Source organism: Streptomyces bungoensis, assembly GCF_001514215.1.
GTDB lineage: Bacteria > Actinomycetota > Actinomycetes > Streptomycetales > Streptomycetaceae > Streptomyces > Streptomyces bungoensis.
In genome coordinates this window covers 213338-236555 of record NZ_KQ948862.1, presented here as the reverse complement: position 1 = coordinate 236555, position 23218 = coordinate 213338, and the positions used below count along the sequence as shown (strand labels likewise).

Genomic DNA, 23218 nt, shown 5'->3' with positions numbered 1-23218 from the left:
GAGGATGATCACGAACCGCCCCAGCACCACGTTCCGTGATCTCCTCGAGGAGCCCGCATGCGACGCACCACCCGTTCCGCCCTCCTGGCCGCCGGTCTCGTCCTCGCGCTGGCCGGCGGCCCGCTGGCCGCCCCCGCCCTCGCCGCACCGGAACGCACGGCGCACGGCACAGCGGCCGGTACGACGGCCGGCCCGGACGCCGAAGCGCTCGCCGCGGCGATCGCCGGGCTCCCCGACCACGACGCCACCGCGGCGGTGATCCGCGTCGGCGGCGACGGCACATGGCGCGGCGCGGCCGGGGTGCGCGACGTCCGGTCCGGGGCGCCGGTCCTGGCCGACGGGCGGTTCCGGGCCGGTTCGGTGACGAAGGTGGTCACCGCGGCGATCGTGCTGCAACTGGCGTCGGAGGGCCGCATCTCCCTCGACGGCACCGTGCAGCAGTACCTGCCGGGCCTGCTCACCGGCGACTTCGCCCCCATCACCGTACGGGAGCTTTTGAACTACACCAGCGGCCTGCACTCGGGGGCCCCCCTCGGCGACACGGTCGAGGAGGGATACCCGCACCGCTTCGAGACGCTGACGCCCCGGCAGGTCGTGGCGGCCTCCGTGGCGCAGGGCCCGGCGTACGCGCCGGGCACCCGCCAGGACTACGACAACATCCACTACACCGTGCTCGGCATGCTCATCGAGAAGGTGACCGGCGACTCGTACGCCCACCAGGCGGCGGTGCGGGTCTTCCGCCCGCTCGGCATGCGGGACAGCTCCTTCCCGTGCGGCGCCGACCCGCGGATCCACGGGCCGCACAACCGGGGGTACGACTGGATCGACGGCAAGCTGGTGGACGTGACCGACTGGAACATGTCCGACCGCTGGGCGGCCGGCGACCTGATCTCCACGACCGCCGATCTGCAGCGCCTGCTGGTGGGGCTGTTCAGCGGCCGGGTGGTGCCGGAGCCGCAACTGAAGGAGATGTTCACGCTGCCCGACGTACCCGGTGCGCGCTACGGTGCGGCCCTGGAGCGGTTCGAGCTGAACGGCAAGGTGATCTGGGGCAAGACGGGCTCGCGCCCGGGCTACGCCACGGTGATCGCCGCCACCCGCGACCTGTCCCGCACCCTGGTGTACTCGGTCGAGTCGACCGACGCCAAGGGCGACGGCCAGGGCACCGCCGAGCGCTTCGGCTTCCCGGCGTTCAACCGCTGACGCCGGCCGGGCTCATCCGCTCCAGCCGCCTGATCTTCTGCCGTACGACGTAGAGCGGCAGGACGCCGAACACCCCGAAGGACATGTCGATCAGGCTCCACCAGAAGGGGATCCCGCGGACCGGCCCGCACACGAGGGCGAGCGGGATGATGCCGGCGCAGGCGATCATCCCGAACTCCACGACCCAGATGTTGCGGACCGGGTCGCGGTACGGACCGTAGAAGGCGACCGCGATGACGAGGTGCGCGAAGGCCAGCCAGTCCGTCCCGTACAGCACGAACGGGTACTTGGCGTCGACGGTGTCGAGTCCGTCCCGCACCCGCGAGATCCACTCCATGAGCCCCGGCAGGTACCGGGGCACGGACAGTGCCCGCAACGCGCCCTCCGTCCACCGCAGTTCGTGGACCAGGGGGAAGGCGGTGGCCCCGCTGAGCACGAGGCACACGACGAAGAGGGCCAGCCAGACGCGGATGCCCTTGAGCAGGGCGGCTCTGTCGCTCATGAGGGAAGCCTACGCCTGAATTGAACATGTTCAAAAGCATGTCGGGAGGCGGCGGCCGGACGCGGGACTCCGGCTGACCTCGGCCGATCAGGCAAACGGGGTAAAAGCATAAAACCGGAGCATTCCCGACAACGGTCCGGGTAACGGGAGGTGAAAGCCACTCAGGAAGGAGGCGCATCCCATGTCACCGACTCAGGATGTCGTCGAGATGATCCTCGAGGATCACCGGACGATGGAAGATCTGCTCCGCCTGATGCGCAGCACCGAGGCCGACCGCCAGAGCGCGCTGCACGACTTCGCCCACCTGATGATCGCGCACGGTGAGGCGGAGAGAGCCTCGGTGCACCCCGTCCTCATCTCGTTCGAGGACGTCGACACCGTCGAGCACATCGAGAACGCGCACCAGGAGGCCGTGAAGGTGCTGCTGGCCCTTCTGCAGGTGGAGGAGATCGGCTCCGCCGAATGGGACTGGAGGCTGCAGCAGCTGGCCTCGGTCACCGCCCGCCACACCGACGAGGAGGAGCGCACCCTCGTCAACCGGGTGCGGGAGAGCCTCAGCCGGCCCTGCCGGGAGGAGCTGGGCGTCGGCTACGCCAGGACGGAGGCCGACCTGCTGACGGCGCGCTGCGGCAGCGTCGCCAACGTGCACCGCATCGTCCACGCCGCCGCACCCGTCTGCTGAAGAGCCCCAAGAGCCCAACGACAGGAGCTGTCATGGACGTCAGCCTGGACACCTTCCTCACCGAGGTCACCGAACGCGCGGGCTACGACAGGCCGCAGCAGGGGGCCAGAGCCGTCCGGAACGTGCTGGAGGTCCTCGGCGCCCACCTGGTGGGTGACGACCGCACGGATTTGGCGGCCGTACTGCCCGAAGGATGCGGTCAGTTGCTGACGGCGAGCGAGCCGGCCAGCGAACCCCTGACGCCGGCGTCGTTCGTCGAAGCCGTGGCCGACCGCAGCGACGAGGACCTCGCGGAGGCCCGGCGGGAGATCGACGCCGTACTGCCCGCCCTCGCCGCGGTGGCGGACGACGCACTGCTGCGCCGCCTCCTCACCCAGCTGCCACCGGGCCACGCCGGCCTGTTCGGTTGCACCGACCCCGGCTGATCCCGGCTGATCCCGGCTGGCGGGTCAGCCGCCGACGGCCTGGACGATGTCCTGCGGGTTCAGGCCGGTGAGCTGCGCGATGCGGGGCGCCGGGATCCCGGCGGTGAGGGCGCGGTGGACCAGCGACTGCCAGTCCTGGGTGGTGTCCCGGAAACTGAGCAGCTCGGCCTCCATGTCCGTCAGTGACTTCGGCGCGCACGCGTGCTCCACGCGCAGCGTCTCCTCCTCGCTGAGCGGTACCGGCAGCCGCTCCGCCTCCTCGGGGACGAGCACCTCGGCTGCCGCGGGGACGATCCTGACGCGTTCGGAGGAGCCGGGGATCCCGTGGGCGTGGAGCCAGCCCAGCACCGCGGGACTCCCGGCACACTCCAGCTCGCCGACCGAGGACAGGGCGGCGCCGAGTCGGGGGTGACGCTCGGGGAGAACGAACAGCAAGGCATCGTCGGCCATAGCCGTGACACCCCTCTCGGATCAGCCGGCCAGGGAACCCGCCCACTATCCCCCGCACCACCGCGCCCGCCTCGCAGCGGCATCACCCACTCACCCGGGAGGAGGGGCGTGCCGATCGCCTGTACGCATACGGCGCTCACGGTCCGGAACGGCGCCGGTCACTGCCCCACCCTCCCGTCGACGCACTCCCGCAACAGATCGGCGTGCCCGCAGTGGCGGGCGTACTCCTCGATCCGGTGGACCAGCAGCTCCCGCACCGCGATCCGGTCCTCGCCCAGGCGCTCGCCGAGGTCCGGGTGCGCGGCCAGGGCGGCGTCGGTGGCCGCCTGTTCGCGCGCGAGGTCGGCGTACGCCGCGTCGACGAGGGCCTGTTCGGCCACTGCGCCGTCGAAGTCCGCGTCGCGGGCGCCGTACAGCTTCGGCAGCGGGTCGCCGTCGGTGATCCAGTTGCGCCAGTCCCGCTCCACCTCGGCGAGGTGGCGGATCAGGCCGAGCAGCGACATGGTCGACGGCGGGACGGACCGGCGGGCCAGTTGCTCCGCGTCCAGGCCCTCGCACTTCATCCGCAGGGTCAGGCGGTAGTTCGTCAGGTAGTCCCGCAGCGTGGCGAGTTCGCCGTCCGGGGCGGTTCCTTCGCTGTTGCGGGGGTCGGTGTCGGGGTCCGCCCACATGTCGGGGTGGACGGTCGCCTGGGTCCATCGGGCGGGTTGGTCGCTCATGCGTTCCATGCTCGTCGGCCGGGGCAGGGGCCCGCATCCGGTTAATGCCGCGCCACCGTGGGCCGGTGGTTGGCCGGATGACGGACATGCCAGTACATTTCCGCCCACTGTTCTCTGAGGAACACTCCGCGAACCGCTGCGCCGACGAAGGATGCCTCCGTGTCGATGACCGATCGGACGACCACATCCCGGGCCGGGGTGCGGGCGTCCCGTGGCTTTCGGGCGGGCGACGGCCCGCGGCTGGTGGAGGCGTGGTGCCGGAGCGCGCCGGCCGACCCCGTCAGCCCCGACCGCTTCCGCCGCCTGGTGCTGCTCGACGCCAACTTCGACCCCGAGGGGCTCCGGGTCGCCGTGGACGGCGGCCGGGTCGTCGGCGCCGCCTACGCGGTGCGGCGGCTGACGCCGGTCACCGGCACCGACCTGGAGCCGGAGCAGGGGTGGATCCCGTTCTTCTTCGTCGACCCGGCCGCCCGGGGGCGCGGGCTCGGCCGCCGGCTGCTGACCGACGCCCTCGACTGGCTGCACGGCCACGGCCGCACCCGGGTGGACTTCGCGTCGTACACCCCGAACTACGTCCTGCCGGGACTGGACGCCGCGGCGTACCCGGAGGCGGCCGCGCTGCTCGAGTCCCTCGGATTCCGCACGCTGTACGAGGCGGCGGCGATGGACCGCTCCCTGGTCGGCCATCGTCTCCCGGCCGAGGTCGTGCGCCGCCGGGACGAACTGACGGGCCGGGGCTACCGGTTCGCCACCCCGGCCGACGACGACCTGGTGGAGCTGGTCGCCCTGGCCGGGGAGCACTTCAGCCCGGACTGGGCGCGCGCGATCCGGGAGTGCCTGGCCGCGGGGACGCCGCTCGACCGGATCGTCGTCGTACGGGAGCCGTCCGGCCGCCTGGCCGGCTGGGCGATGCACGGGGCGTACGAGTCGGTGGACGAGCGGTTCGGCCCGTTCGGGGTGCTGGCGGAGATGCGCGGGTCCGGCCTCGGCAAGGTGCTGCTCCACCTGGTGCTGGAGCGGATGCGGGCGCGCGGTCTGCACTCCGCCTGGTTCCTGTGGACGGGCGAGCGGTCCCCGGCGGGTCACCTGTACCGCGCGGCCGGGTTCACCACGACCCGGGTGTTCCGGGTGCTGCGGCGGGAGGCCGCCCGGTGACGCCGGTACCCGGGACCGGCGGGCCGAGCCGCCGCCTCGTGTGCGCGCTCCCGCCGGCGCTCCTCGCCGCCGGATGCGCCGCGCCGCACCGGGGCACCGGGCGGCCCGGGGACCCGATCGTCCTGACCCTGCTCTCGCACTACGCGAGCGGGGCGCTCAGGGAGGCGCTGCAGGGCCCGGTCGACGAGTGGAACGCCACGCACGACCGGGTCAAGGTGCGGACGCTGGCCGTGGAGTTCACGGACCTGCTGACCACGTTCATGGTGCGGCAGGCCGCGGGCCGGGGCGCCGACATCCTCCACCCGTACTGCCTGTGGAACGGCCAGCTCGTCCGGGCGGGCGTCCTCAGGCCCGCCCCGCCCGGGCACGCCGAGGAGATCAGGCGGGGCTACAGCGCGGCCGCGGTCGGCTCGGCGTCGGTGGACGGCCGGGTCTACGGCTACCCGACCGAGGTGCAGACGTACGCCCTCTACTACAACCGGCGGCTGCTGCGCGAGGCCGGCGTCGGCGGCCCGCCGCGCACCTGGCGGGAACTGGAGGAGACCGCCTACCGCACCAGCAGGCGGGACCGGTACGGCAACACCCTGGTGCAGGGGTTCGGGCTGTCGACGTACGACGACGCCACCACCGTCGGCCAGACCCTCGCGCTGCTCAACGCCGCCGGCGGCACGTTCGTCTCCGCCGACGGCAGGAGCACCGCGATCGACTCCCCGGCCGGCCGGGCCGTGTTCGAGCTGGAGCACCGCCTCGTCGTGGGCGGCGCCGGCGCGCCCGGCGTCAACGTCTACCAGGCGTTCCCGTCCGGGCGGGTGGCCATGGTGATCGGCGCGGGCTGGTGGACCGACAGTCTGAAGGCGCTGATGGGCAGGGCGTACGGGGACGTCGGGGTCGCGCCCGTGCCCGTGCCCCGGCCGGGCGGCAGGCGGGCCACGCTCTCCACCGGCTTCATGCTGGGCGTCAACACGGCCGGCCGGCACCCGCGCGAGGCCTGGGAGTTCCTGCGCTGGCTCAACACCGAGAAGGTGGCCGCCGGGCCTGCCGGGAAGGGTGCGGGGGTGACCCGGATGAGCAGGCTGCAGGTGTCGGTCGGCTCCCTGACCGGCCGCGCCGACGACATGCGGACGCTGCTGGGCGAGGGCGGCGACCCCAACCGGCACGCGTTCCTGGACGCGCTGGCGTACGCGGTGCCGGAGCCGAACGGGCCGGGCGCGCAGGCGGCCAAGTCGCTGCTGCGCAAGAACGTCGAAGCCTTGTGGACCGGTCAGAGTTCCGTCGACGAGGCCCTGCGCAGCACCCGCCGCCAGGTCGACCGGGAGGTGTCGCGCGCGTGGTGAACACCCTGGCGCCGGAGGCTGCCGAGGGGGCGGTGCGCGGCCGGCCCTCCGCCGGGCCCGCCGTCGGCGGCCGCACCCGGGCCCGGCGCCGCCAGGCCGTCGTCGCCTGGCTCTTCCTGGCGCCCGCCCTGCTGTTCTTCGCGGTCTTCCTGATCCTGCCGCTCGGCTTCGCCCTGCTGCTGTCGATGTCCCGCTGGACCGGGTTCGCGCTCGGCGACATCCAGCCGGTCGGCCCGGCCAACTACACCGGTCTCTTCGCGAGCGGATCGACGTTCCTGGTGCCGGTCCTCACCAACACGCTGCTGTTCGCCCTGGGCTCCGTGGCGCTCGCGCTCGCCGGCTCGGTGGTCGTCGCCACCTGCATCGACCACCTCCACCTCCAGGGGCTGTGGCGCACGCTGTACTTCCTGCCGATCGTCACGACCGTCGTCGCCGTCGGCAACGTGTGGAAGTACATGTACGAGCCGGGCGGCCTGGTCAACGGCGTCCTCAACGCGCTCGGGGCCGGCTCGGTGGCCTTCCTGGAGGACCCGGACACCGCCCTGCCCTCCCTGGTCGTCGTCCAGGCCTGGGCGTCGGTCGGTACGGCGATCCTCGTCCTGACCGCCGGGCTGAAGTCCATCCCGGGGTCGTACTACGAGGCGGCCGCGCTCGACGGCGCGGGGCCGGTCACCGTCTTCCGGCGGATCACCCTGCCGTTGCTGCGGCCGTCGCTGATGCTGGTGTGCGTCACCCAGTTCCTCACCGGGCTGCAGTCGTTCGGGCTGATCATCGTGATGACCCGGGGCGGGCCGGGCGGCGCGACCGACGTGGCCGCGCTGGAGATGTACCGGCAGGCCTTCGCCCACGGCGACTGGGGTGCGGCGAGCGCCGCCGCCTTCGTGCTGTTCGCGGTGGTCCTCGCGGTCACCCTGGCGCAGGTGTGGCTCTTCGGCCGCAAGGGGGAGGACGCGTGAGGCGCCGCCGTTTCCCGTGGCTGTCGTACCTGGTGGTCGTGACCGGCGCCGTGCTCACGGTGGTGCCGTTCCTCGACATGGTGATGACGTCGTTCAAGGGGCCGGGCGAGGCCGGCACGCTGCCGTACCGGTTCCTGCCCGAGGCGTTCGACCTGTCCAACTACCGGGCGGCACTGCACCAGTTGAACCTGCCGGTGCTGTTCCGCAACAGCGTCGTCGCCACCGCCGTGATCACCGGCTCGGTGCTGCTGACGTCGTCGCTCGCCGGCTACGCGCTCGCCAAACTGCGCTTCCGCGGCCGGGACTTCGTCTTCCGCTTCGTCCTGTCGACGATGATGTTCCCGCCGTTCCTGTTCTTCGTCCCCCGGTTCCTGATCCTGGCGCACTGGCCGCTGGCGGGCGGCAACGACCTGCTCGGACGCGGGGGTTCGGGCCTGACCGCGAGCATCCTGGCGCTCGCGGTGCCGTTCCTGGTCAACGGCTTCGGGATCTTCCTGATGCGCCAGTTCATGGTCTCGATCCCGGACGAGGTCCTGGAGGCGGCGCGCGTCGACGGGGCCGGGGAGTTCGCCGTCTGGTGGCGGATCGTCATGCCGCAGACCGCACCGGTCCTGGTCACGCTCGGACTGCTGACCTTCGTCGACGCCTGGAACGAGTACATCTGGGCACTGCTCGTCTCCACCGCCGACCCGGACGTGATGACCCTGCCCGTCGGCATCCAGCTGCTGCAGGACCACGTCGACCCGGCCCGCACGACGCCCGTCGTCATGGCCGGCCTGGTCCTGAGCGTCCTGCCGGTCCTGGTGCTCTTCCTGCTGCTGCAGAAGTACTACGTCCGCGGGGTCATGCTCAGCGGCCTGAAGTGAGCCGTCGTCCCGTCGCCTCTGCCGGGCCACGGCAGCGTACGGCCGGGAAGTCGTCCGGGGCCGGACAGTGTGCCGGTGGTCGCGCCGCAGGACGATGGCCGGATGGGACCACGGGGTGAACGGCGCCGCAGGGCGCGGGAGGAAGCAGCCCGCTTCGACGGGCAGTTGACGGCGTTCGGCGAGATGCTGGCCGGGCATCCCTTCGCCACCGACCGTCCGGGCGCCACGCACGTGATGGCCGTCGAGTACGCCCGTGCCCTGGACGCCTACGAGAAGGCCGCCAGGGAAGCCGTACGGAACCCGGCCCTGGCCAGGCAGGAGCTGGACGAGGGCCTGGCGGCGCTGAACCGGCTCAACACCCTTCTCGTCGGGGCGACCCAGGCGGCCGACGGCACGCCCGCGGCCGAGCCGCGCGACCGGATGAGGCAGGCCCGGGCACGGCCGGACAAGGCGGGGCCGGACAAGGCGGGGCCGAGCAAGGCGGGGCCGGACAAGGCACTGCCGAGCAAGGCGGGACCGGACGAGGAGAGGGGCGAACGCCGGGCGCTCGCCGTCCCGGCCGCCGGTCCGGCGAAGCCGCGGCTGAGGGACCGTTACGCTCCGGAGCAACTGCTGGTGCGGGCGAGCCTGACCGTGCTGGCCGTCTACTGCCTGCTCGTCGGCTTCCTGGCCGGCTGGCCGCAGGCGTTGCTCTGCCTCGTCGGCGCGAACCTCGGCCTGGGGATGGCCGCTTGCGGGTTCGCGCTCTGCATGCCGCTCCGGGAGAGCTGGGGTGCCCTGCGAGGGGGGCGGGTCCGCGCTCGCTACTCGCACACCGAGAAGACCTTCTCCACCGCGACGCCATGGGAGCAGCACTACGTCCACGTGGACGCGGACGGCCGCGAGCTGACCTACCGGCGCGGGGTGCCCAGCGGTTCACTCGCCCCGCTGCCGAGCCGGCGACTGTGGCGGGTGACGGGCAGGAGCCCCCGGCTGATCAGCTCCGCGGAGTTCTTCCTCTCCCCGCTGCTGCTCCTCCTCGGCGCCCCGTTGCTGCTCGGCGGACTCGCGCTCACCCTGACCGCCTGTCCCGGCGCGCTGGTGGGAGCGCTGACCGGCCACCGGTGGTGAGCCGGCCCCGGACGGGGAGGTGAACCCGTCCGGGGCCGCGCCGGTCGTGCCCCCGGGGCGGGGACGTCAGTCCAGCGACGTCATCACGTGCTTGATGCGCGTGTAGTCCTCGAACCCGTACGCCGACAGGTCCTTGCCGTAGCCGGACTTCTTGAAGCCGCCGTGCGGCATCTCCGCGACCAGCGGGATGTGCGTGTTGATCCACACGCAGCCGAAGTCGAGCTTCTTGGACATGCGCATCGCTCGGCCGTGGTCCTTGGTCCACACCGAGGAGGCGAGGGCGTACTCGACGCCGTTGGCCCACTCGACGGCCTGGTCCTCGTCCGTGAAGGACTGGACGGTGATGACCGGGCCGAAGACCTCGTTCTGGATGATCTCGTCGTCCTGCTTGAGGCCGGAGACGACGGTCGGGGCGTAGAAGTAGCCCTTGTCGCCGACCTGCCGGCCGCCCGTCTCCACCTTGGCGTGGGCGGGCAGGCGCTCGATGAAGCCGGCGACCTGCTTGAGCTGGTTGGGGTTGTTCAGCGGGCCGAACAGGACGTCCTCGTCGTCCGGCTGCCCGGTCTTCGTCTCGGACGCGGCCTTGGCGAGCGCGGCCACGAACTCGTCGTGGATGGACTCCTGGACCAGCACGCGGGTCGCGGCCGTGCAGTCCTGGCCGGCGTTGAAGAAGCCCGCCACGGAGATGTCCTCGACGGCCTTGGCGATGTCGGTGTCCTCGAAGACGACGACCGGCGCCTTGCCGCCCAGCTCCAGGTGGACCCGCTTGACGTCCTTGGCGGCGGACTCGGCGACCGACATGCCGGCCCGGACCGAGCCGGTGATGGAGGCCATCGCCGGGGTCGGGTGCTCGACCATCAGGCGGCCGGTCTCGCGGTCGCCGCAGATGACGTTGAAGACGCCCTTGGGCAGGATCGAGCCGAGGATGTCGGCGATCAGGACGGTGGAGGCGGGGGTGGTGTCCGACGGCTTCAGGACGACCGTGTTGCCCGCCGCGATCGCCGGGGCGAACTTCCACACGGCCATCATCATCGGGTAGTTCCACGGGGCGACCTGCGCGCAGACGCCGACCGGCTCGCGGCGGATGATCGAGGTCAGCCCGTCCATGTACTCGCCGGCGCTGCGCCCCTCCAGCATGCGGGCCGCGCCCGCGAAGAAGCGGATCTGGTCGATCATCGGCGGGATCTCCTCGTCCCGCGTGAGCCCGACCGGCTTGCCGGTGTTCTCCACCTCGGCCGCGATCAGCTCCTCGGCGCGCTCCTCGAACGCGTCCGCGATCTTCAGGAGGTGCTTCTGGCGCTCGGCGGGGGTGCTGTCGCGCCAGGCCGGGAACGCGGCGGCGGCGGCCGCCATGGCGGCGTCCACGTCCGCCTGTCCGGACAGCGGAGCGGTGGCGTACGCCTCGCCCGTCGCCGGGTTGACCACCTCGGTGGTCCGTCCGTCGGCGGCGTCCCGGAACTCACCGTCGATGTAGTTGCGCAGACGACGCAGCTCGGTGCTCACTGCCGGCCTCCTGATCTGGTTCGAGGGTTCGAGCTGTCCAGCCGGGACGGCCCGGTGGGCTGTCCAGTGACTGAGACACCCCACCCTAATCGGCACACCGACGTTTTCAACACCCCCGCCGCCACCCGTTCTGCGAAATCCGCAAGACTGGAACCCGCAGACAACGAAATTCATCGATACGGCCTTGCGAAACTGTCGAGACGTCGTGCACAGTGAGCTCGTGGCCAGTCGAAGCGCAGACCAGAGGGACTCGTCCCGCGAGTCCAGGAGCGGCAACAGTCCCCAGCTGGACGCCGTCTCCCTCGCCATCATCCAGCAGCTGCAGGAGGACGGCCGCCGGCCGTACGCCGCGATCGGCAAGGCCGTGGGCCTGTCCGAGGCGGCCGTGCGCCAGCGCGTGCAGAAGCTGCTGGACCAGGGCGTGATGCAGATCGTCGCCGTCACGGACCCGCTCACCGTGGGCTTCCGCCGGCAGGCGATGGTCGGCATCAACGTCGAGGGCGATGTCGAGTCGATCGCTGACGCGCTGACCGGCATGTCGGAAGTCGAGTACGTGGTGATGGCCGCGGGCTCGTTCGACATCCTCGCCGAGATCGTCTGCGAGGACGACGACCACCTGCTGGACGTCATCAACAAACGCATCCGGGCCCTCCCCGGCGTGCGCTCCACCGAGAGCTTCGTCTACCTCAAGCTCAAGAAGCAGACCTACATGTGGGGAACCCGATAACCGTGACCGAGAAGGACCTCAGCCGCACCGCGTACGACCACCTGTGGATGCACTTCACCCGCATGTCCTCGTACGAGAACTCCCCCGTCCCGACGATCGTCCGGGGCGAGGGCACCTACATCTACGACGACAAGGGCAAGCGCTACCTGGACGGTCTCGCGGGGCTGTTCGTGGTCCAGGCCGGTCACGGCCGCACCGAGCTCGCCGAGACCGCCGCCAAGCAGGCCCAGGAGCTCGCCTTCTTCCCGGTGTGGTCCTACGCCCACCCCAAGGCCGTCGAACTGGCCGAGCGCCTGGCCCACGAGGCCCCCGGCGACCTGAACAAGGTCTTCTTCACCACCGGCGGCGGCGAGGCGGTCGAGACCGCCTGGAAGCTCGCCAAGCAGTACTTCAAGCTGGTCGGCAAGCCCACCAAGTACAAGGTCATCTCCCGCGCGGTCGCCTACCACGGCACCCCGCAGGGCGCCCTGTCCATCACGGGCCTGCCCGGCCTGAAGGCCCCCTTCGAGCCGCTCGTCCCGGGCGCGCACAAGGTGCCGAACACCAACATCTACCGCGCCCCGATCTTCGGCGACGACCCCGAGGCCTTCGGCCGCTGGGCCGCCGACCAGATCGAACAGCAGATCCTCTTCGAGGGCCCCGACACCGTCGCCGCGGTCTTCCTGGAGCCGGTGCAGAACGCCGGCGGCTGCTTCCCGCCGCCCCCCGGCTACTTCCAGCGCGTGCGCGAGATATGCGACCAGTACGACGTGCTGCTCGTGTCGGACGAGGTCATCTGCGCCTTCGGGCGCCTCGGCACGACGTTCGCCTGCGACAAGTTCGGCTACGTCCCGGACATGATCACCTGCGCCAAGGGCATGACCTCGGGCTACTCCCCGATCGGCGCCTGCATCGTCTCCGACCGCCTGGCCGAGCCGTTCTACAAGGGCGACAACACCTTCCTGCACGGCTATACCTTCGGCGGCCACCCGGTCTCCGCGGCCGTGGGCCTCGCCAACCTCGACCTGTTCGAGCGCGAGGGCCTCAACCAGCACGTGCTGGACAACGAGGGCGCCTTCCTGAAGACCCTGCAGAAGCTGCACGACCTGCCGATCGTCGGCGACGTCCGCGGCAACGGCTTCTTCTACGGCATCGAGCTGGTGAAGGACAAGCACACCAAGGAGTCCTTCAACGAGGAGGAGACCGAGCGCGTCCTGTACGGCTTCCTCTCCAAGGCGCTGTTCGACAACGGCCTGTACTGCCGTGCCGACGACCGCGGCGACCCGGTCGTCCAGCTCGCCCCGCCGCTGATCTCCGACCAGGGGACCTTCGACGAGATCGAGCAGATCCTGCGCGCCACCCTCACGGAGGCGTGGACGAAGCTCTGATCATCCGACCGGATGATCGGTGACGGCCCCGGTGCCCTCCGTTCGAGTGAGAACGGCGGCCCGGGGCCGTGTGCTGTCCGGACTCCCCGGCGACGGCTGCCTAGCGTTCCCCAGTGACCGATCGGCCCACCCTTCGTTCCCCCGGAAGAGGGATCAGGCACCGGGAATCACGGATCAGAACCGAGGTGACGCCCATGGAGGCCCCGCCGGACAACGACGTGCTCTGGGCACGCTCCCTGCACTTCACGCACCGGGACGGCTCGCCCGGGCTGGCCGGGGTCTCGCTCGGCGTGCGGGTCGGCGAGATCCTCGCCGTCGCCGGCCCGCGCGGCAGCGGCAAGACCACGCTGCTGCGGTGCCTGTCGGGGCTGCTACGGGTGCAGCAGGGCGAGATCTGGTTCAACAGCGCCCCCGTGCACACCCTGGGCCCGATGGCCCGGGAGCGGCTGCGGCGCGAACGGTTCGGCTGGATCGACCCGGCGCCCGCGCTCGTACCGGAACTGAACGTGTGGGAGAACGCCGCGCTCCCCATGATGCTGCGCGGCACCGGCCGCCGCCGGGCCAAGGTGGCCGCGCTGGAGTGGCTGGAGCGGCTGGACGTGGGCGAACACGCCCGCAGGCGCCCGCACCAGCTGCGGCAGGCCGAGCGCCAGCGGGTCGCGATCGCCCGCGCGCTCGCCCACGGCCCGACGATCCTCTTCGCGGACGAGCCGACGGCGCCGCTGCACCGCGCCGACCGCGCGCACGTCCTGCGCACCCTCACCACGGCGGCCCGCTCGCACGGCATCACCGTCGTCCTGGCCACGCACGACGCCGAGACCGCGGCACTCGCCGACCGTACGGTGTCCCTGCTGGACGGGCGGCGCGTACGGACGGTGCACCTGCCGGAGGCCCCGGAGACGGAGGGCCGGGCCGCGTGCTCGCTCTCCGCCTGACCCACGCGGCCCGGCCCGCCGTCCAGCTGCGCCGCCTGCTGGTGGGCGCGGCCTCGGCCGGCACCGGTTTCCTCCTCCTGGCCGCCCTCGGCTGGGCGCTGGCCCACCCCGGCAGACCGGACGCGGCGGCGCTGCGCCTGGCCTGGTGCGTGCTCCCGCTCGCCGCCACGGCGTACTTCGCCCTCGCCGTCGCCCGCACGGACCCCGGCACCCGGCCCCGCTCCGGCCTGTCCGCCGTCGGCCTGGGCCCCGCCCGCATGATGGCGATCTCCGCCCTGACCACGGCCCTTTCCTCGACCCTGGGCTCGCTGCTGGCGCTGCTGGTCTTCCTGCACCTGCGCGGCGACCTCACGGGCCTGCCCTTCGACGGCGCGGTGCCCCCGTTCGCCGCCGCCGGCCAGCCCCTCCCCCTCCCGGCGACCCTGACCCTGCTGGCCCTCGTCCCCGCCCTCACGTCGGCCACGGTGGCCCTCGCCCTCCGCCCGCGCGACCCCCGCCCCACCGCCAAGGGCCCGCGGGGCTACGGCCGGTTCGGCGCGTACGGCCGCTCGGCGACCCGCGAGACGTTCGGCGCGTACGGCAGATTCGGGTCGCACCTCGGCCCGGCGGGTGGCCACCGGGAACACCGCACGTCCCGGCAGACGGGCGGCGCAGGGGACGACGACAGCTCCCGACCAGGGGGCGGCGACCGGCACGGCGGCGGCCTCCGGCCGCCGGGCGGCGACCGGGAGAACCGCACCCTCCGGCACGCGGACGGCGCACGAGACGCCGGCAGCCCCCCGGCGGCCGGCGCACGAGACGACGACGCCACCCGACCGGCCGGCGGTGACCGGAACGACGGCAGCCCCCGATCGGCGGGTGGCGACCACGAGAACCGCACCCTCCCGCACGCAGGCGGCGCACGAGACGACGACGCCACCCGACCGGCGGGCGGCGACCGGAACGACGGCAGCCTCCGATCGGCGGGTGGCGACCAGGAGAACCGCACCCTCCCGCACGCAGGCGGCGCACGAGACGACGACGCCACCCGACCGGCGGGCGGCGACCGGAACGACGGCAGCCCCCGATCGGCGGACAGCGACGGGAACGACGGCAGCCCGCGATCGGCGGCCGGTGATCGAGAGAGCCGCACCCTCCGGCAGGCGGGCGGCACCGCACCGATCGGCCACGCTCCCGACGGCACCAGGCCCGGGGCCCTGCCCCTCAGCCGGTCCGGGAGCCGCCGTACCGTCACGGCGTCCGTCCCCGAGGAGTCCGGTGGGCTTCCCTCGTCAGGCGGCACCGCATGCGCCCCCGCCCCCGCCCCCGAGACCGACGGCGCCCTGTCCGCGGCGGACGCCGACGACGCGGACGCCGACTGGGCCGATGCCCTGCCGAGTCCCCCCGCGCCCCGCGAGGCGCCCGCCGGGCTGCCCTGGGGGGTCGCCCTGCTCGCCGCCGGTCTCGCCGTGCAGGCCTACGCCGGGCGGCCCGGGCCCGCCACCGCAGTGACCGCGCTGCCCGTCGAGGCCGCCGCCGTGCCGGCCGGCTGGGTCCTGACCGCCGCCGGTCTGGTCCTCGCCTCCCCCGGCCTCGCCCACCTGTGCGGACGGCTGCTGCAGTCCACCCGCCCGGGAGCACTCCGGCTGCTGGCCGGACGAGGGCTGATGGCCGAGGCGACCCGGATCGGCCGGCCGCTCGGCGTGGTCTGCGCGGTCGCGTCCGCCGCGTACGCCATGACCGCCCTGTACGGCGGCCCCGCCCCCTCCTTCGGCCCGCTCACCACGCTCGCCGCCCTAGTGGTGGCCGGCTGCACGGTGGCCACCCTGCTGACCGCGGCCGTCGAGGCCCGGCAGTGCCGGGCTGACACCACCGCCGCGCTGCTGCGGCTCGGCGCCCGCGCCGCGGTGCTGCGCGGCGCCGCCGCCCTCCGCGCGGCCGCCCTGCTCGCCGTCTTCGGCCCGCTCACCCTCCTGATCGCCAACTTGGCGGCGCTGCCGTCGGCGCGGTGACACACCCCCGGGGGGACGCGCGGAAAGAAGTTCGCCGGCCGCCGATGAGTTCCGCGGCGGCCCGGCGTCCATCCAGACGAACGGCAGCGAGCGCACCGACCCAGGGAGAGACCCGGACATGTACCAGCAGATGATCTTCGTGAACCTGGCCACCGACGACGTCGAGGCGTCGAAGAAGTTCTTCACCGAGCTCGGCTACGCGATCAACCCCCAGTTCAGCACCGACGACTGCGCCTGTGTCGTGATCAGCGACACCATCGTCGCGATGCTGCTCAGCCGGCAGCACTACGCGACCTTCACCAAGAAGGAGATCGCCGACTCGCGGACGACCAGCGAGACGCTGATCTGCCTGAGCGCCGAGAGCCGCGAGAAGGTCGACGAGCTGGTGGACAAGGCGATCGCGGCCGGCGGCAGCGCGAGCGGGCCGACCCAGGACCACGGCTTCATGTACGGGCGGGCCTTCGACGACCTCGACGGCCACACCTGGGAGGTCATGTGGATGGACCCGGCCGCGGTGCAGGGCTGACCCGGCCGGGCCGAACGCGCGTGCCTAGCATGGGCGGGTGCATCCGACACCCGCCCAGCCGCACCAGGCCTCCCACGACCGCGAGATAGAGTCCCTCGCCGAGTTCGACGAGGTGGTCGCCGAACACGGCACACTCGCCCGCTTCCGGGTCCAGGCCGTCGATCTGACGGGCCGTACGCCCGCCCTGCTCGAACTGGACACCACCGGTTCCGTCTTCCTCGGCTGCACGATGGAGCCCGAGGCCGCGGCCCGCGTCCGCTCCTCCGGCGCCCTGGTGTTCCCGCCGGTCCCGGGGCTCCCGTTCGACCCGTACCGGGGGTTCGTCTACACACCCGACGAGTTGTACGAGTCGCTCGACCGGGACTACGGGGCGACGCCGGACGCGCGCGCCTACTCCTGGTTCCAGCGCACCAAGGCCGACGGTGACGTCTTCGCCTCGATGCTGCGCGCGATCCACGACGACACCGTCTCCGACGCCCTGGACGAACTCCTCGCCGGCGCACGGGTGGTGGGCGTGATGGGCGGCCACGCGCTGGCCCGCGGCAGCGCCGCGTACGCCGGTGCCGCCCGGCTCGGCCGGGAGCTGGCGCGGGCCGGGTTCACGGTCGCCACCGGCGGCGGACCGGGTGCGATGGAGGCGGCGAACCTCGGCGCGTACGCGGCCCCCTTCGACGACGCGATGCTCGACCAGGCGCTGGAACTCCTGGCGAAGACACCCTCGTTCCGGCCGTCGGTGACCGACTGGGCGCGGGCCGCGTTCGAGGTGCGCGAACGCTGGCCCGGCGGCGGTGAGTCGGTGGGCATCCCCACCTGGTTCTACGGCCACGAGCCGCCGAACGCGTTCGCCGCGCACATCGCCAAGTACTTCGCCAACGCCATCCGCGAGGACGGCCTGCTGGGCCGGTCGAACGCGGGCGTGGTGTTCCTGCCGGGCGCCGCCGGGACCGTGCAGGAGATCTTCGACAACGCGACGCCGAACTACTACGAGTCGCGCGGCGACTCCACGCCCATGGTGCTGGTCGACGAGGAGCACTGGACGCGTGAGCTGCCGGCCTGGCCGCTGCTGCGGTCGCTGGCGCGGGGGCGGCGGATGGAGTCCCGTATCACTCTGGTTGACCAAATCGAGTCGGCGGCGGAGGCGTTGAAACGTCTCTGTGATTAAAAGGCAGGTAAAGCAAGGGACGTTGAGGGGCATCTGCGTTGACACTTCTTATGAAGCGCTTATAAACCTTTGAGTCTCGTGGGGGATCTGGGACTTCACCGTCTCGGTGTCCCAACTCCCTCTCAACCCCCCGCAGTTATGCACTCTGAAAAGGACAAACGTGTCCATAACTCGCCGCACCGCACGGCGTTCCGTGCGCATTCTGGGTGTCGCCTCCGCGTCCGCCGCGCTGAGCCTGGCTCTGTCCAGCACCGCCCTCGCGTGCAACATCCGTGAGTTCTCCGCCGAGGCCACGTGCACCGGCAGCCAGGGCTCCATCGTCGTCACCGACAAGGACGCCTCCGGCACCCCGGCCACCATCACCGTCTTCCTGAAGACCGACGCCGGTGAGACCCCGGTCGGCAAGCCGCAGGTGGTCGAGGGCACCCGCGAGGGCGCCACGGTCAGCTTCGACGAGGACTGGAAGCCCAGCGCGACCTACCGCATCCACGTCAAGACCGACCGGTTCAACGTGGACGAGGACATCAAGCCCGACCTGACGACCCCGTCCACCGCCTGCAAGACGGAGGAGTCCCCCTCCGCGTCGCCGTCGGAGAAGCCGTCTCCGTCGCCGTCGAAGTCCACCCCGGCCGAGTCGGCCAGCCCGACCCCGTCGGCCTCCGAGAGCAGCAGCGCCCCGGCCGGCAAGCCGTCGGACAACGCGCCGTCCCCGGCGACCGGTGACTCCAACCTCGCCGAGACCGGTGCGAACTCCAACACCGGCCTGATCGCCGGTGTCGCCGGGGCCCTCGTGGTCGTCGGCGGTGGCGCCGTCTTCTTCGGCATGCGCCGCCGTGGGGCCAACAGCGGTCGCTGACGCCTCACTTCGTACCCCGCTCGTACGCGCCGCGGCCCGCCCCCGTATCCCCGGGGGGCGGACCGCGGTCGTGCTCAGCCGAAGACGGTGCGGCCGAGCCAGAACTCCAGCACCTCACGCTCGCCCAGCACCTCGAGGCCCGGCGCGTCCAGCGGCAGGCGCCGGTAGAAGGCGAGCAGCACCGAGGTGAGCGGGCCGCGCAGGGCGACCGTGGCCTTCTCGTGGCCGCGGCGCCATCGCACGCCCTCCGCGCCGAACTCCACCAGCCACTCGGCGTTCAGGGCCGCGCCGGCGTCCGTGGCGTGGAGGTGCACGGAACGGGTCGGGCCCTCCAGCCGGAGCGCCTCCTCGTGGCCCCTGACCTGCTGGACGAACACGGCGATGTCCAGCCACTCGTCGAGCGCGTCGACGGCGATCTCGGGTGCCACCTCGTACGGCACCCCGGCGGTCAGCTCCGCGTCGGCGCGGTGGACGGTGATCTCGTGGGTCATCCGGCGGGCCCAGAAGCCGCTGGTGCTCATGCCCGTCCAGGACCACACCCTGGCGTCCGGCCCCGCCTCGCGCAGGCCGGCGACGGCCAGCTCTCCGCTCTCCGCCAGCCACGCCTCCAGGGCGGCCGGGTCGTCCCGGCGCTCCGGGCCGCCGCCGAGCGGCACCTGGTCGTAGGGGATGCTCTCCTGTGCGCGGGTGCGCACCAGGGCCTCCGTCCAGCGCAGGGCGCCGCCCATGTGCCGCACGAGCTGCCCCAGCGACCAGTCCGGGCAGGTGGGCACGGTGGCGCCCAGGTCGGTCCCGGAGCTGACCAGGGTTCTCAACTGGTCCACCTGGTGGGTGATCTCGTCGCAGTACCGGTCATGTGCGAGTAAGGTCATGGCCTCACCCTAGGGCGGGACGATCAGCCGAGCACGACGATTTCGGCCGCGTCGAACGCCGTCCCCACCTCGGCTCCGGCCTCCGGCGCGTCGCGCAGCGCGCAGGCCGCCTCCAGGCGCGGGCCGCCGTCGCGTGGCCGGAGGTGGACGGCCACGTGGGTGCCCCGGAAGGTGCGGGCGGTCACCGTGCACGGCAGTCCCTCGTCGGCCGCCACGAGCCGCACCCCGGCGGGCCGCACCAGCAGCGGACGGCTGCCCCGCGGGGAGCCGTCCGGTACCGGCAGCTTGCCCCACGGCGTGTCCGCCGCCGTGTCGCCCACGGTCGCCGGCACCACGTTGTCGAAGCCGAGGAACCGGGCCACGAACTCGTCCGCGGGCCGCTGCCAGACCTCCAGCGGCGTCCCGGACTGGGCGATCCGCCCGTCCCGCATCACCACCACCCGGTCGGCCAGCGCGAACGCCTCGCCCTGGTCGTGCGTCACGGCGAGCACGGTCGTACCCAACCGGCCGAACAGCTCCCGCAGTTCGACCACCAGCCGCTCCCGCAGCGAGCGGTCGAGCTGGCCGAGCGGCTCGTCCAGCATCAGCAGCCGGGGGCGGGGCGCGAGCGCCCGGGCGAGCGCCACCCGCTGCTGCTCCCCGCCGGACAGCCCGGCCACGGCCCGCCGGGCCGCCCCGGGCAGCCCCACGAGCTCCAGCAACTGCGCGACCGCCGCGTCCCGTTCGCCCCGGGCCACCCCGTGCATCCGCAGCCCGAAGGCCACGTTGCCACCCACGTCCCGCTGCGGGAAGAGCTGGTGGTCCTGGAACATCAGCCCGACACCGCGCCGGTGCGCGGGCACCCCCGCCTGGTCCCGGCCGTCCAGCAGCACCCGCCCGGAGGCCAGCGGCTGCAGCCCGGCCACCGCCCTGAGCAGCGTCGACTTGCCGCTGCCGCTGGGCCCGAGGACGCACACCACCTCGTGCTCGGCGACGTCGAGACCGACCCCGTCGAGCACGGGCCGCCCACCGAGGCGCACGGTCGCCTCCTCGAGGCTCAGCAGCATCAGAACTCCCCCGTCCGGTCCATGGGGGTCCCCCCGGTCGAGCTTGTTCGAGACTGGGGGAGTAGCCGCTCCAGGACCAGCAGGGCCACTGCGCACACCACCATCAGAATCGTGGACAGGGCCATCGCCTGCCCGTAGTTGAGGTCGCCCGGCCGGCTCAGCAGCCGGGCCACGGCGACCGGGAGCGTCGGGTTGTCGGGGCGGGCGATGAACACGGTCGCGCCGAACTCCCCGAGCGACACGGCGAACGCGAACCCGGCCGCGACGAGCAGCGCCCGGCGTACCAGCGGCAGGTCGACCTCCCGCCACACGCGCCACGGCGAGGCGCCGAGCACGGCCGCCGCCTCCCGCAGCCGCCCGTCCACCGCGCGCAGCACCGGCAGCATGGTCCGTACGACGAAGGGGGCGCCCACCAGCGCCTGGGCGAGCGGGACGAGGATCCAGGACTGGCGCAGGTCCAGCGGCGGCCGGTCCAGCGCGATCAGGAAGCCGAAGCCGACGGTGACGGCGGAGACGCCGAGCGGCAGCATCAGCAGCGCGTCGAAGCCCCGCACCAGCCGCCCCGCGTCCCGGCGGGCCAGCGCCGCGGCGGCCAGACCTCCGATCAGCACGGCGATCGCGGTGGCGGCGGCGGCGTACTGCAGCGAGGTCCACACGGCGTGCACCGGGGCCACCAGGAAGGTGCCGCCGTCGGTGTGCGCGAGCGCCCGGTAGTAGCCGAGGCCGGGCGCGTCGAGGGAGCGCCGCACGAGCACGCCGAGCGGCAGCACCAGCAGCAGGCCGATCGTGGCGAGGACCCCGGCGAGCAGCGCCCACTGCCCGGCGCCGCACGGTCGGCGGGCGGTGACCGCGGGGTCGACGAGCCGCAGGGCGGTCTCCCGCCGCCGTACCGTCCAGGCGTGCACGGCGAGGATCAGCCCCACCGCGGCGAACTGGACGAGGGTGAGGACGGCGGCCGTGGACAGGTCGAAGACCTCGGAGGTCTGCCGGTAGATCTCCACTTCGACGGTGGAGAAGGTGGGCCCGCCGAGGATCTGGACGACACCGAAGGAGGTGAAGGTGAACAGGAACACCATCAGCGCGGCGGCGGCCACGGCCGGCGCGAGCGCGGGCAGGGTGACCCTGCGCCAGGCGGTGAGCGGCGAGGCGCCCAGCATCCGGGCGGCCTGCTCCTGCTGCGGGTCGAGCTGGGCCCACAGCCCGCCGACGGTCCGGACGACCACCGCGTAGTTGAAGAAGACGTGCGCCAGCAGGATCGCCCACACGGTGGTGTCCAGCCGTACGCCCCACAGCTGGTCCAGCAGCCCGCCGCGGCCGAGGAGCGCCAGGAACGCCGAACCGGCCACGACCGTCGGCAGCACGAACGGCACCGTGACGACGGCGCGCAGCACCTGCTTGCCCGGGAAGTCGAGGCGGGCGAAGACGTAGGCGGCGGGCAGCGCGGCGAGCAGGGTGAGCGCGGTGGAGGCGAGCGCCTGCCAGGTGGTGAACCACAGCACGTGCCCGATGTCCGGCTCGGTGACGACGTCCGCGATCCGCCCGAACCGCCAGCCGCCGTCCGTCTTCAGGCCGCGCGCCACGATGGCGGCGACGGGCCAGGCGAAGAACACGGCGAAGAACGCGACGGGCAGGGCCATCAGGCCCAGCCGCGCCGCGCTCCCGCGCGTGCGGCGGCGCGCTACTTCAGTACGAGCGACGTCCACGACTTGACCCACTGGTCGCGGTTGGCGGCTATCTTCCCGGGCGCCAGGGTGGCGGGGTGCGCGGCGGCGGGCCCGTACTCGGTGAAGTCGGCGGGCACGGAGGCGCCTTGCACGACCGGGTAGACGAACATGTTCAGCGGCATGTCCTGCTGGAACTCCTTGGAGAGCAGGAAGTCGATGAACGCCTTGCCGCCCTTGGTGTTCTTCGCGTTGCTCAGCAGGCCGGCGAACTCGATCTGCCGGAAGCAGGTGCCGGTCGCCACGCCCGTCGGGGCGGTGCTGGGCCGCTTCTTGGCGTAGATCACCTCGGCGGGCGGGGAGGAGGCGTACGACACCACCAGCGGCCGGTCGCCGCCCGCCTTCTTCCCCTCGGAGGAGCCCGAGAAGTCCTGGTAGTAGGCCTGTTCCCAGCCGTCGACGACCTTGACGCCGTTGGCCTTGAGCTTCTTCCAGTAGTCCGGCCAGCCCTGGTCGCCGAACCGCGCGGCGCTGCCGAGCAGGAAGCCGAGGCCGGGCGAGGAGGTGGCGGCGTTCTCGGTGACGAGGAGGTTCTTGTACGTGGGCTTGGCGAGGTCGGCGTACGACTGCGGCGGGGTCAGCTTGTGCTTGCTGAAGTACGCCTTGTCGTAGTTGACGCAGATGTCGCCGTAGTCGACCGGCGTGACGCGGTGCTTGTCCTGGTCGAGCTGGTAGGCGGCGCCGACGGTGGCGAGGCCCTTCGCCTGGTACGGCTGGAACAGGCCGTTGTCGAGGGCCCGGGACAGCAGGGTGTTGTCGACGCCGAAGAGGACGTCGCCCTGGGGGTTGTCCTTGGTCAGGATCGCCTTGTTGACGGCCTGCCCGGCGTCGCCGTCCTTGAGGACCCGGACCTTGTACCCGGACTTCTTCTCGAAGTCCTTGAGCACGTTCTTGGACACGGCCCACGAGTCGTGGCTGACCAGGGTCACGGTCCTGGAGTCCGCCGAGCCCTTGGCGTCGCCGGACCCGCACCCGGTCAGCGCGGTCATGCCGACCAGGCCGAGACCGGCCGCCACGGCCACGAAGGTCTTGGTGTGCACTGGATGTCCTCCTGGGGTTGGCCAGGAAGAGACGCGGCCCTGCCCGGGCCCCGTGAAAGGGACCCGGGCA

At 72.6% G+C, this 23218-nt stretch carries 22 protein-coding genes and 2 pseudogenes; 16 read left to right on the top strand and 8 right to left on the bottom strand.

Translation table 11 applies throughout. From position 1 onward, the window contains the following. Nucleotides 1-57: 57 nt before the first annotated feature. Complete coding sequence (locus tag AQJ66_RS23725) at nt 58-1203, top strand: serine hydrolase domain-containing protein (RefSeq protein ID WP_061925894.1); 1146 nt, start codon at nt 58-60, stop codon at nt 1201-1203. Here AQJ66_RS23725 and AQJ66_RS23720 read toward each other — a convergent pair. Beyond that, nucleotides 1193-1705 (bottom strand): hypothetical protein, encoded by a 513-nt coding sequence (locus AQJ66_RS23720; protein WP_061925891.1) that lies wholly within the window; start codon nt 1703-1705, stop codon nt 1193-1195. The genes AQJ66_RS23725 and AQJ66_RS23720 overlap by 11 nt on opposite strands. A 181-nt stretch (nt 1706-1886) precedes the next feature. Between AQJ66_RS23720 and AQJ66_RS23715 the strand changes: the two genes are divergently transcribed. Continuing rightward, complete coding sequence (locus AQJ66_RS23715; protein ID WP_061925887.1) at nt 1887-2387, top strand: hemerythrin domain-containing protein; 501 nt, start codon at nt 1887-1889, stop codon at nt 2385-2387. A 32-nt stretch (nt 2388-2419) separates the two neighbouring features. After that, the gene (locus AQJ66_RS23710) at nt 2420-2812 is read left to right on the top strand and encodes a DUF2267 domain-containing protein (RefSeq protein WP_061925884.1); all 393 of its coding nucleotides are present in this window, start codon (nt 2420-2422) and stop codon (nt 2810-2812) included. A gap of 24 nt (nt 2813-2836) precedes the next feature. Here the strand turns inward: AQJ66_RS23710 and AQJ66_RS23705 are convergent, their stop codons facing one another. Continuing rightward, nucleotides 2837-3262 carry a DUF6003 family protein gene (locus AQJ66_RS23705; RefSeq protein WP_061925880.1) on the bottom strand — a complete coding sequence of 142 codons (426 nt, stop codon included), beginning with the start codon at nt 3260-3262 and terminating at the stop codon, nt 2837-2839. A gap of 158 nt (nt 3263-3420) precedes the next feature. Further along, nucleotides 3421-3990 carry a mycothiol transferase gene (locus AQJ66_RS23700; RefSeq protein WP_061925878.1) on the bottom strand — a complete coding sequence of 190 codons (570 nt, stop codon included), beginning with the start codon at nt 3988-3990 and terminating at the stop codon, nt 3421-3423. Nucleotides 3991-4146: 156 nt separating this feature from the next. Here AQJ66_RS23700 and AQJ66_RS23695 point away from each other — a divergent pair, with 156 nt between their 5' ends. The 5 genes from AQJ66_RS23695 to AQJ66_RS38945 all read left to right on the top strand — a co-directional run bounded on the left by AQJ66_RS23695 (nt 4147) and on the right by AQJ66_RS38945 (nt 9402). Then, nucleotides 4147-5136 (top strand): GNAT family N-acetyltransferase, encoded by a 990-nt coding sequence (locus AQJ66_RS23695; RefSeq protein WP_061925875.1) that lies wholly within the window; start codon nt 4147-4149, stop codon nt 5134-5136. Beyond that, nucleotides 5133-6470 carry an ABC transporter substrate-binding protein gene (locus AQJ66_RS23690; protein WP_061925873.1) on the top strand — a complete coding sequence of 446 codons (1338 nt, stop codon included), beginning with the start codon at nt 5133-5135 and terminating at the stop codon, nt 6468-6470. The genes AQJ66_RS23695 and AQJ66_RS23690 overlap by 4 nt, the downstream gene beginning before the upstream one ends. Beyond that, on the top strand, nt 6464-7426 hold the full coding sequence (locus AQJ66_RS23685) for a carbohydrate ABC transporter permease (protein WP_061925871.1): 963 nt from the start codon (nt 6464-6466) through the stop codon (nt 7424-7426). The genes AQJ66_RS23690 and AQJ66_RS23685 overlap by 7 nt, the downstream gene beginning before the upstream one ends. Then, on the top strand, nt 7423-8292 hold the full coding sequence (locus AQJ66_RS23680) for a carbohydrate ABC transporter permease (protein WP_061925866.1): 870 nt from the start codon (nt 7423-7425) through the stop codon (nt 8290-8292). The genes AQJ66_RS23685 and AQJ66_RS23680 overlap by 4 nt, the downstream gene beginning before the upstream one ends. 102 nt (nt 8293-8394) lie before the next feature. Next, nucleotides 8395-9402: a hypothetical protein gene (locus AQJ66_RS38945; RefSeq protein ID WP_061925863.1), complete on the top strand. Its 1008-nt coding sequence runs from the start codon at nt 8395-8397 to the stop codon at nt 9400-9402. Between the two features lie 66 nt (nt 9403-9468). Here AQJ66_RS38945 and AQJ66_RS23670 read toward each other — a convergent pair whose 3' ends face one another. Further along, on the bottom strand, nt 9469-10905 hold the full coding sequence (locus AQJ66_RS23670; protein ID WP_061925860.1) for a gamma-aminobutyraldehyde dehydrogenase: 1437 nt from the start codon (nt 10903-10905) through the stop codon (nt 9469-9471). A 205-nt stretch (nt 10906-11110) separates the two neighbouring features. Between AQJ66_RS23670 and AQJ66_RS23665 the strand changes: the two genes are divergently transcribed. The 8 genes and pseudogenes from AQJ66_RS23665 (at nt 11111) to AQJ66_RS23630 (ending at nt 18469) form a co-directional block, all read left to right on the top strand. Continuing rightward, complete coding sequence (locus tag AQJ66_RS23665; RefSeq protein WP_061925858.1) at nt 11111-11632, top strand: Lrp/AsnC family transcriptional regulator; 522 nt, start codon at nt 11111-11113, stop codon at nt 11630-11632. 2 nt (nt 11633-11634) lie between these two features. Continuing rightward, a complete protein-coding gene (locus AQJ66_RS23660) occupies nt 11635-12999 on the top strand; it encodes an aspartate aminotransferase family protein (protein WP_061925856.1) in 1365 nt (454 codons plus the stop codon). A 194-nt stretch (nt 13000-13193) separates the two neighbouring features. Continuing rightward, nucleotides 13194-13934: an ABC transporter ATP-binding protein gene (locus tag AQJ66_RS23655; protein ID WP_061925853.1), complete on the top strand. Its 741-nt coding sequence runs from the start codon at nt 13194-13196 to the stop codon at nt 13932-13934. Beyond that, a pseudogene (locus AQJ66_RS23650) lies at nt 13916-14455 on the top strand (hypothetical protein); the annotation flags it as partial. The gene AQJ66_RS23655 and the pseudogene AQJ66_RS23650, both read left to right, overlap by 19 nt. 768 nt (nt 14456-15223) lie before the next feature. Beyond that, nucleotides 15224-15925: pseudogene (locus tag AQJ66_RS23645) on the top strand (hypothetical protein); the annotation flags it as partial. Between the two features lie 118 nt (nt 15926-16043). Beyond that, complete coding sequence (locus AQJ66_RS23640; protein ID WP_061925850.1) at nt 16044-16451, top strand: VOC family protein; 408 nt, start codon at nt 16044-16046, stop codon at nt 16449-16451. 37 nt (nt 16452-16488) lie between these two features. Continuing rightward, nucleotides 16489-17613, top strand: a complete 1125-nt coding sequence (locus tag AQJ66_RS23635) for an LOG family protein (protein WP_061925847.1) — start codon at nt 16489-16491, stop codon at nt 17611-17613. A 160-nt stretch (nt 17614-17773) separates the two neighbouring features. Beyond that, on the top strand, nt 17774-18469 hold the full coding sequence (locus AQJ66_RS23630) for an LAETG motif-containing sortase-dependent surface protein (RefSeq protein ID WP_244162902.1): 696 nt from the start codon (nt 17774-17776) through the stop codon (nt 18467-18469). A 74-nt stretch (nt 18470-18543) separates the two neighbouring features. Here AQJ66_RS23630 and AQJ66_RS23625 read toward each other — a convergent pair whose 3' ends face one another. The 4 genes from AQJ66_RS23625 to AQJ66_RS23610 are packed head-to-tail and all read right to left on the bottom strand — an operon-like array spanning nt 18544 to nt 23148. Further along, on the bottom strand, nt 18544-19341 hold the full coding sequence (locus AQJ66_RS23625) for a maleylpyruvate isomerase family mycothiol-dependent enzyme (RefSeq protein ID WP_061925841.1): 798 nt from the start codon (nt 19339-19341) through the stop codon (nt 18544-18546). Between the two features lie 23 nt (nt 19342-19364). Further along, complete coding sequence (locus tag AQJ66_RS23620; protein WP_061925838.1) at nt 19365-20387, bottom strand: ABC transporter ATP-binding protein; 1023 nt, start codon at nt 20385-20387, stop codon at nt 19365-19367. Next, nucleotides 20387-22024 carry an ABC transporter permease gene (locus AQJ66_RS23615; protein WP_061925835.1) on the bottom strand — a complete coding sequence of 546 codons (1638 nt, stop codon included), beginning with the start codon at nt 22022-22024 and terminating at the stop codon, nt 20387-20389. The genes AQJ66_RS23620 and AQJ66_RS23615 overlap by 1 nt, the downstream gene beginning before the upstream one ends. A gap of 41 nt (nt 22025-22065) precedes the next feature. After that, nucleotides 22066-23148 (bottom strand): thiamine ABC transporter substrate-binding protein, encoded by a 1083-nt coding sequence (locus tag AQJ66_RS23610; protein WP_061925832.1) that lies wholly within the window; start codon nt 23146-23148, stop codon nt 22066-22068. Nucleotides 23149-23218: the final 70 nt, after the last annotated feature.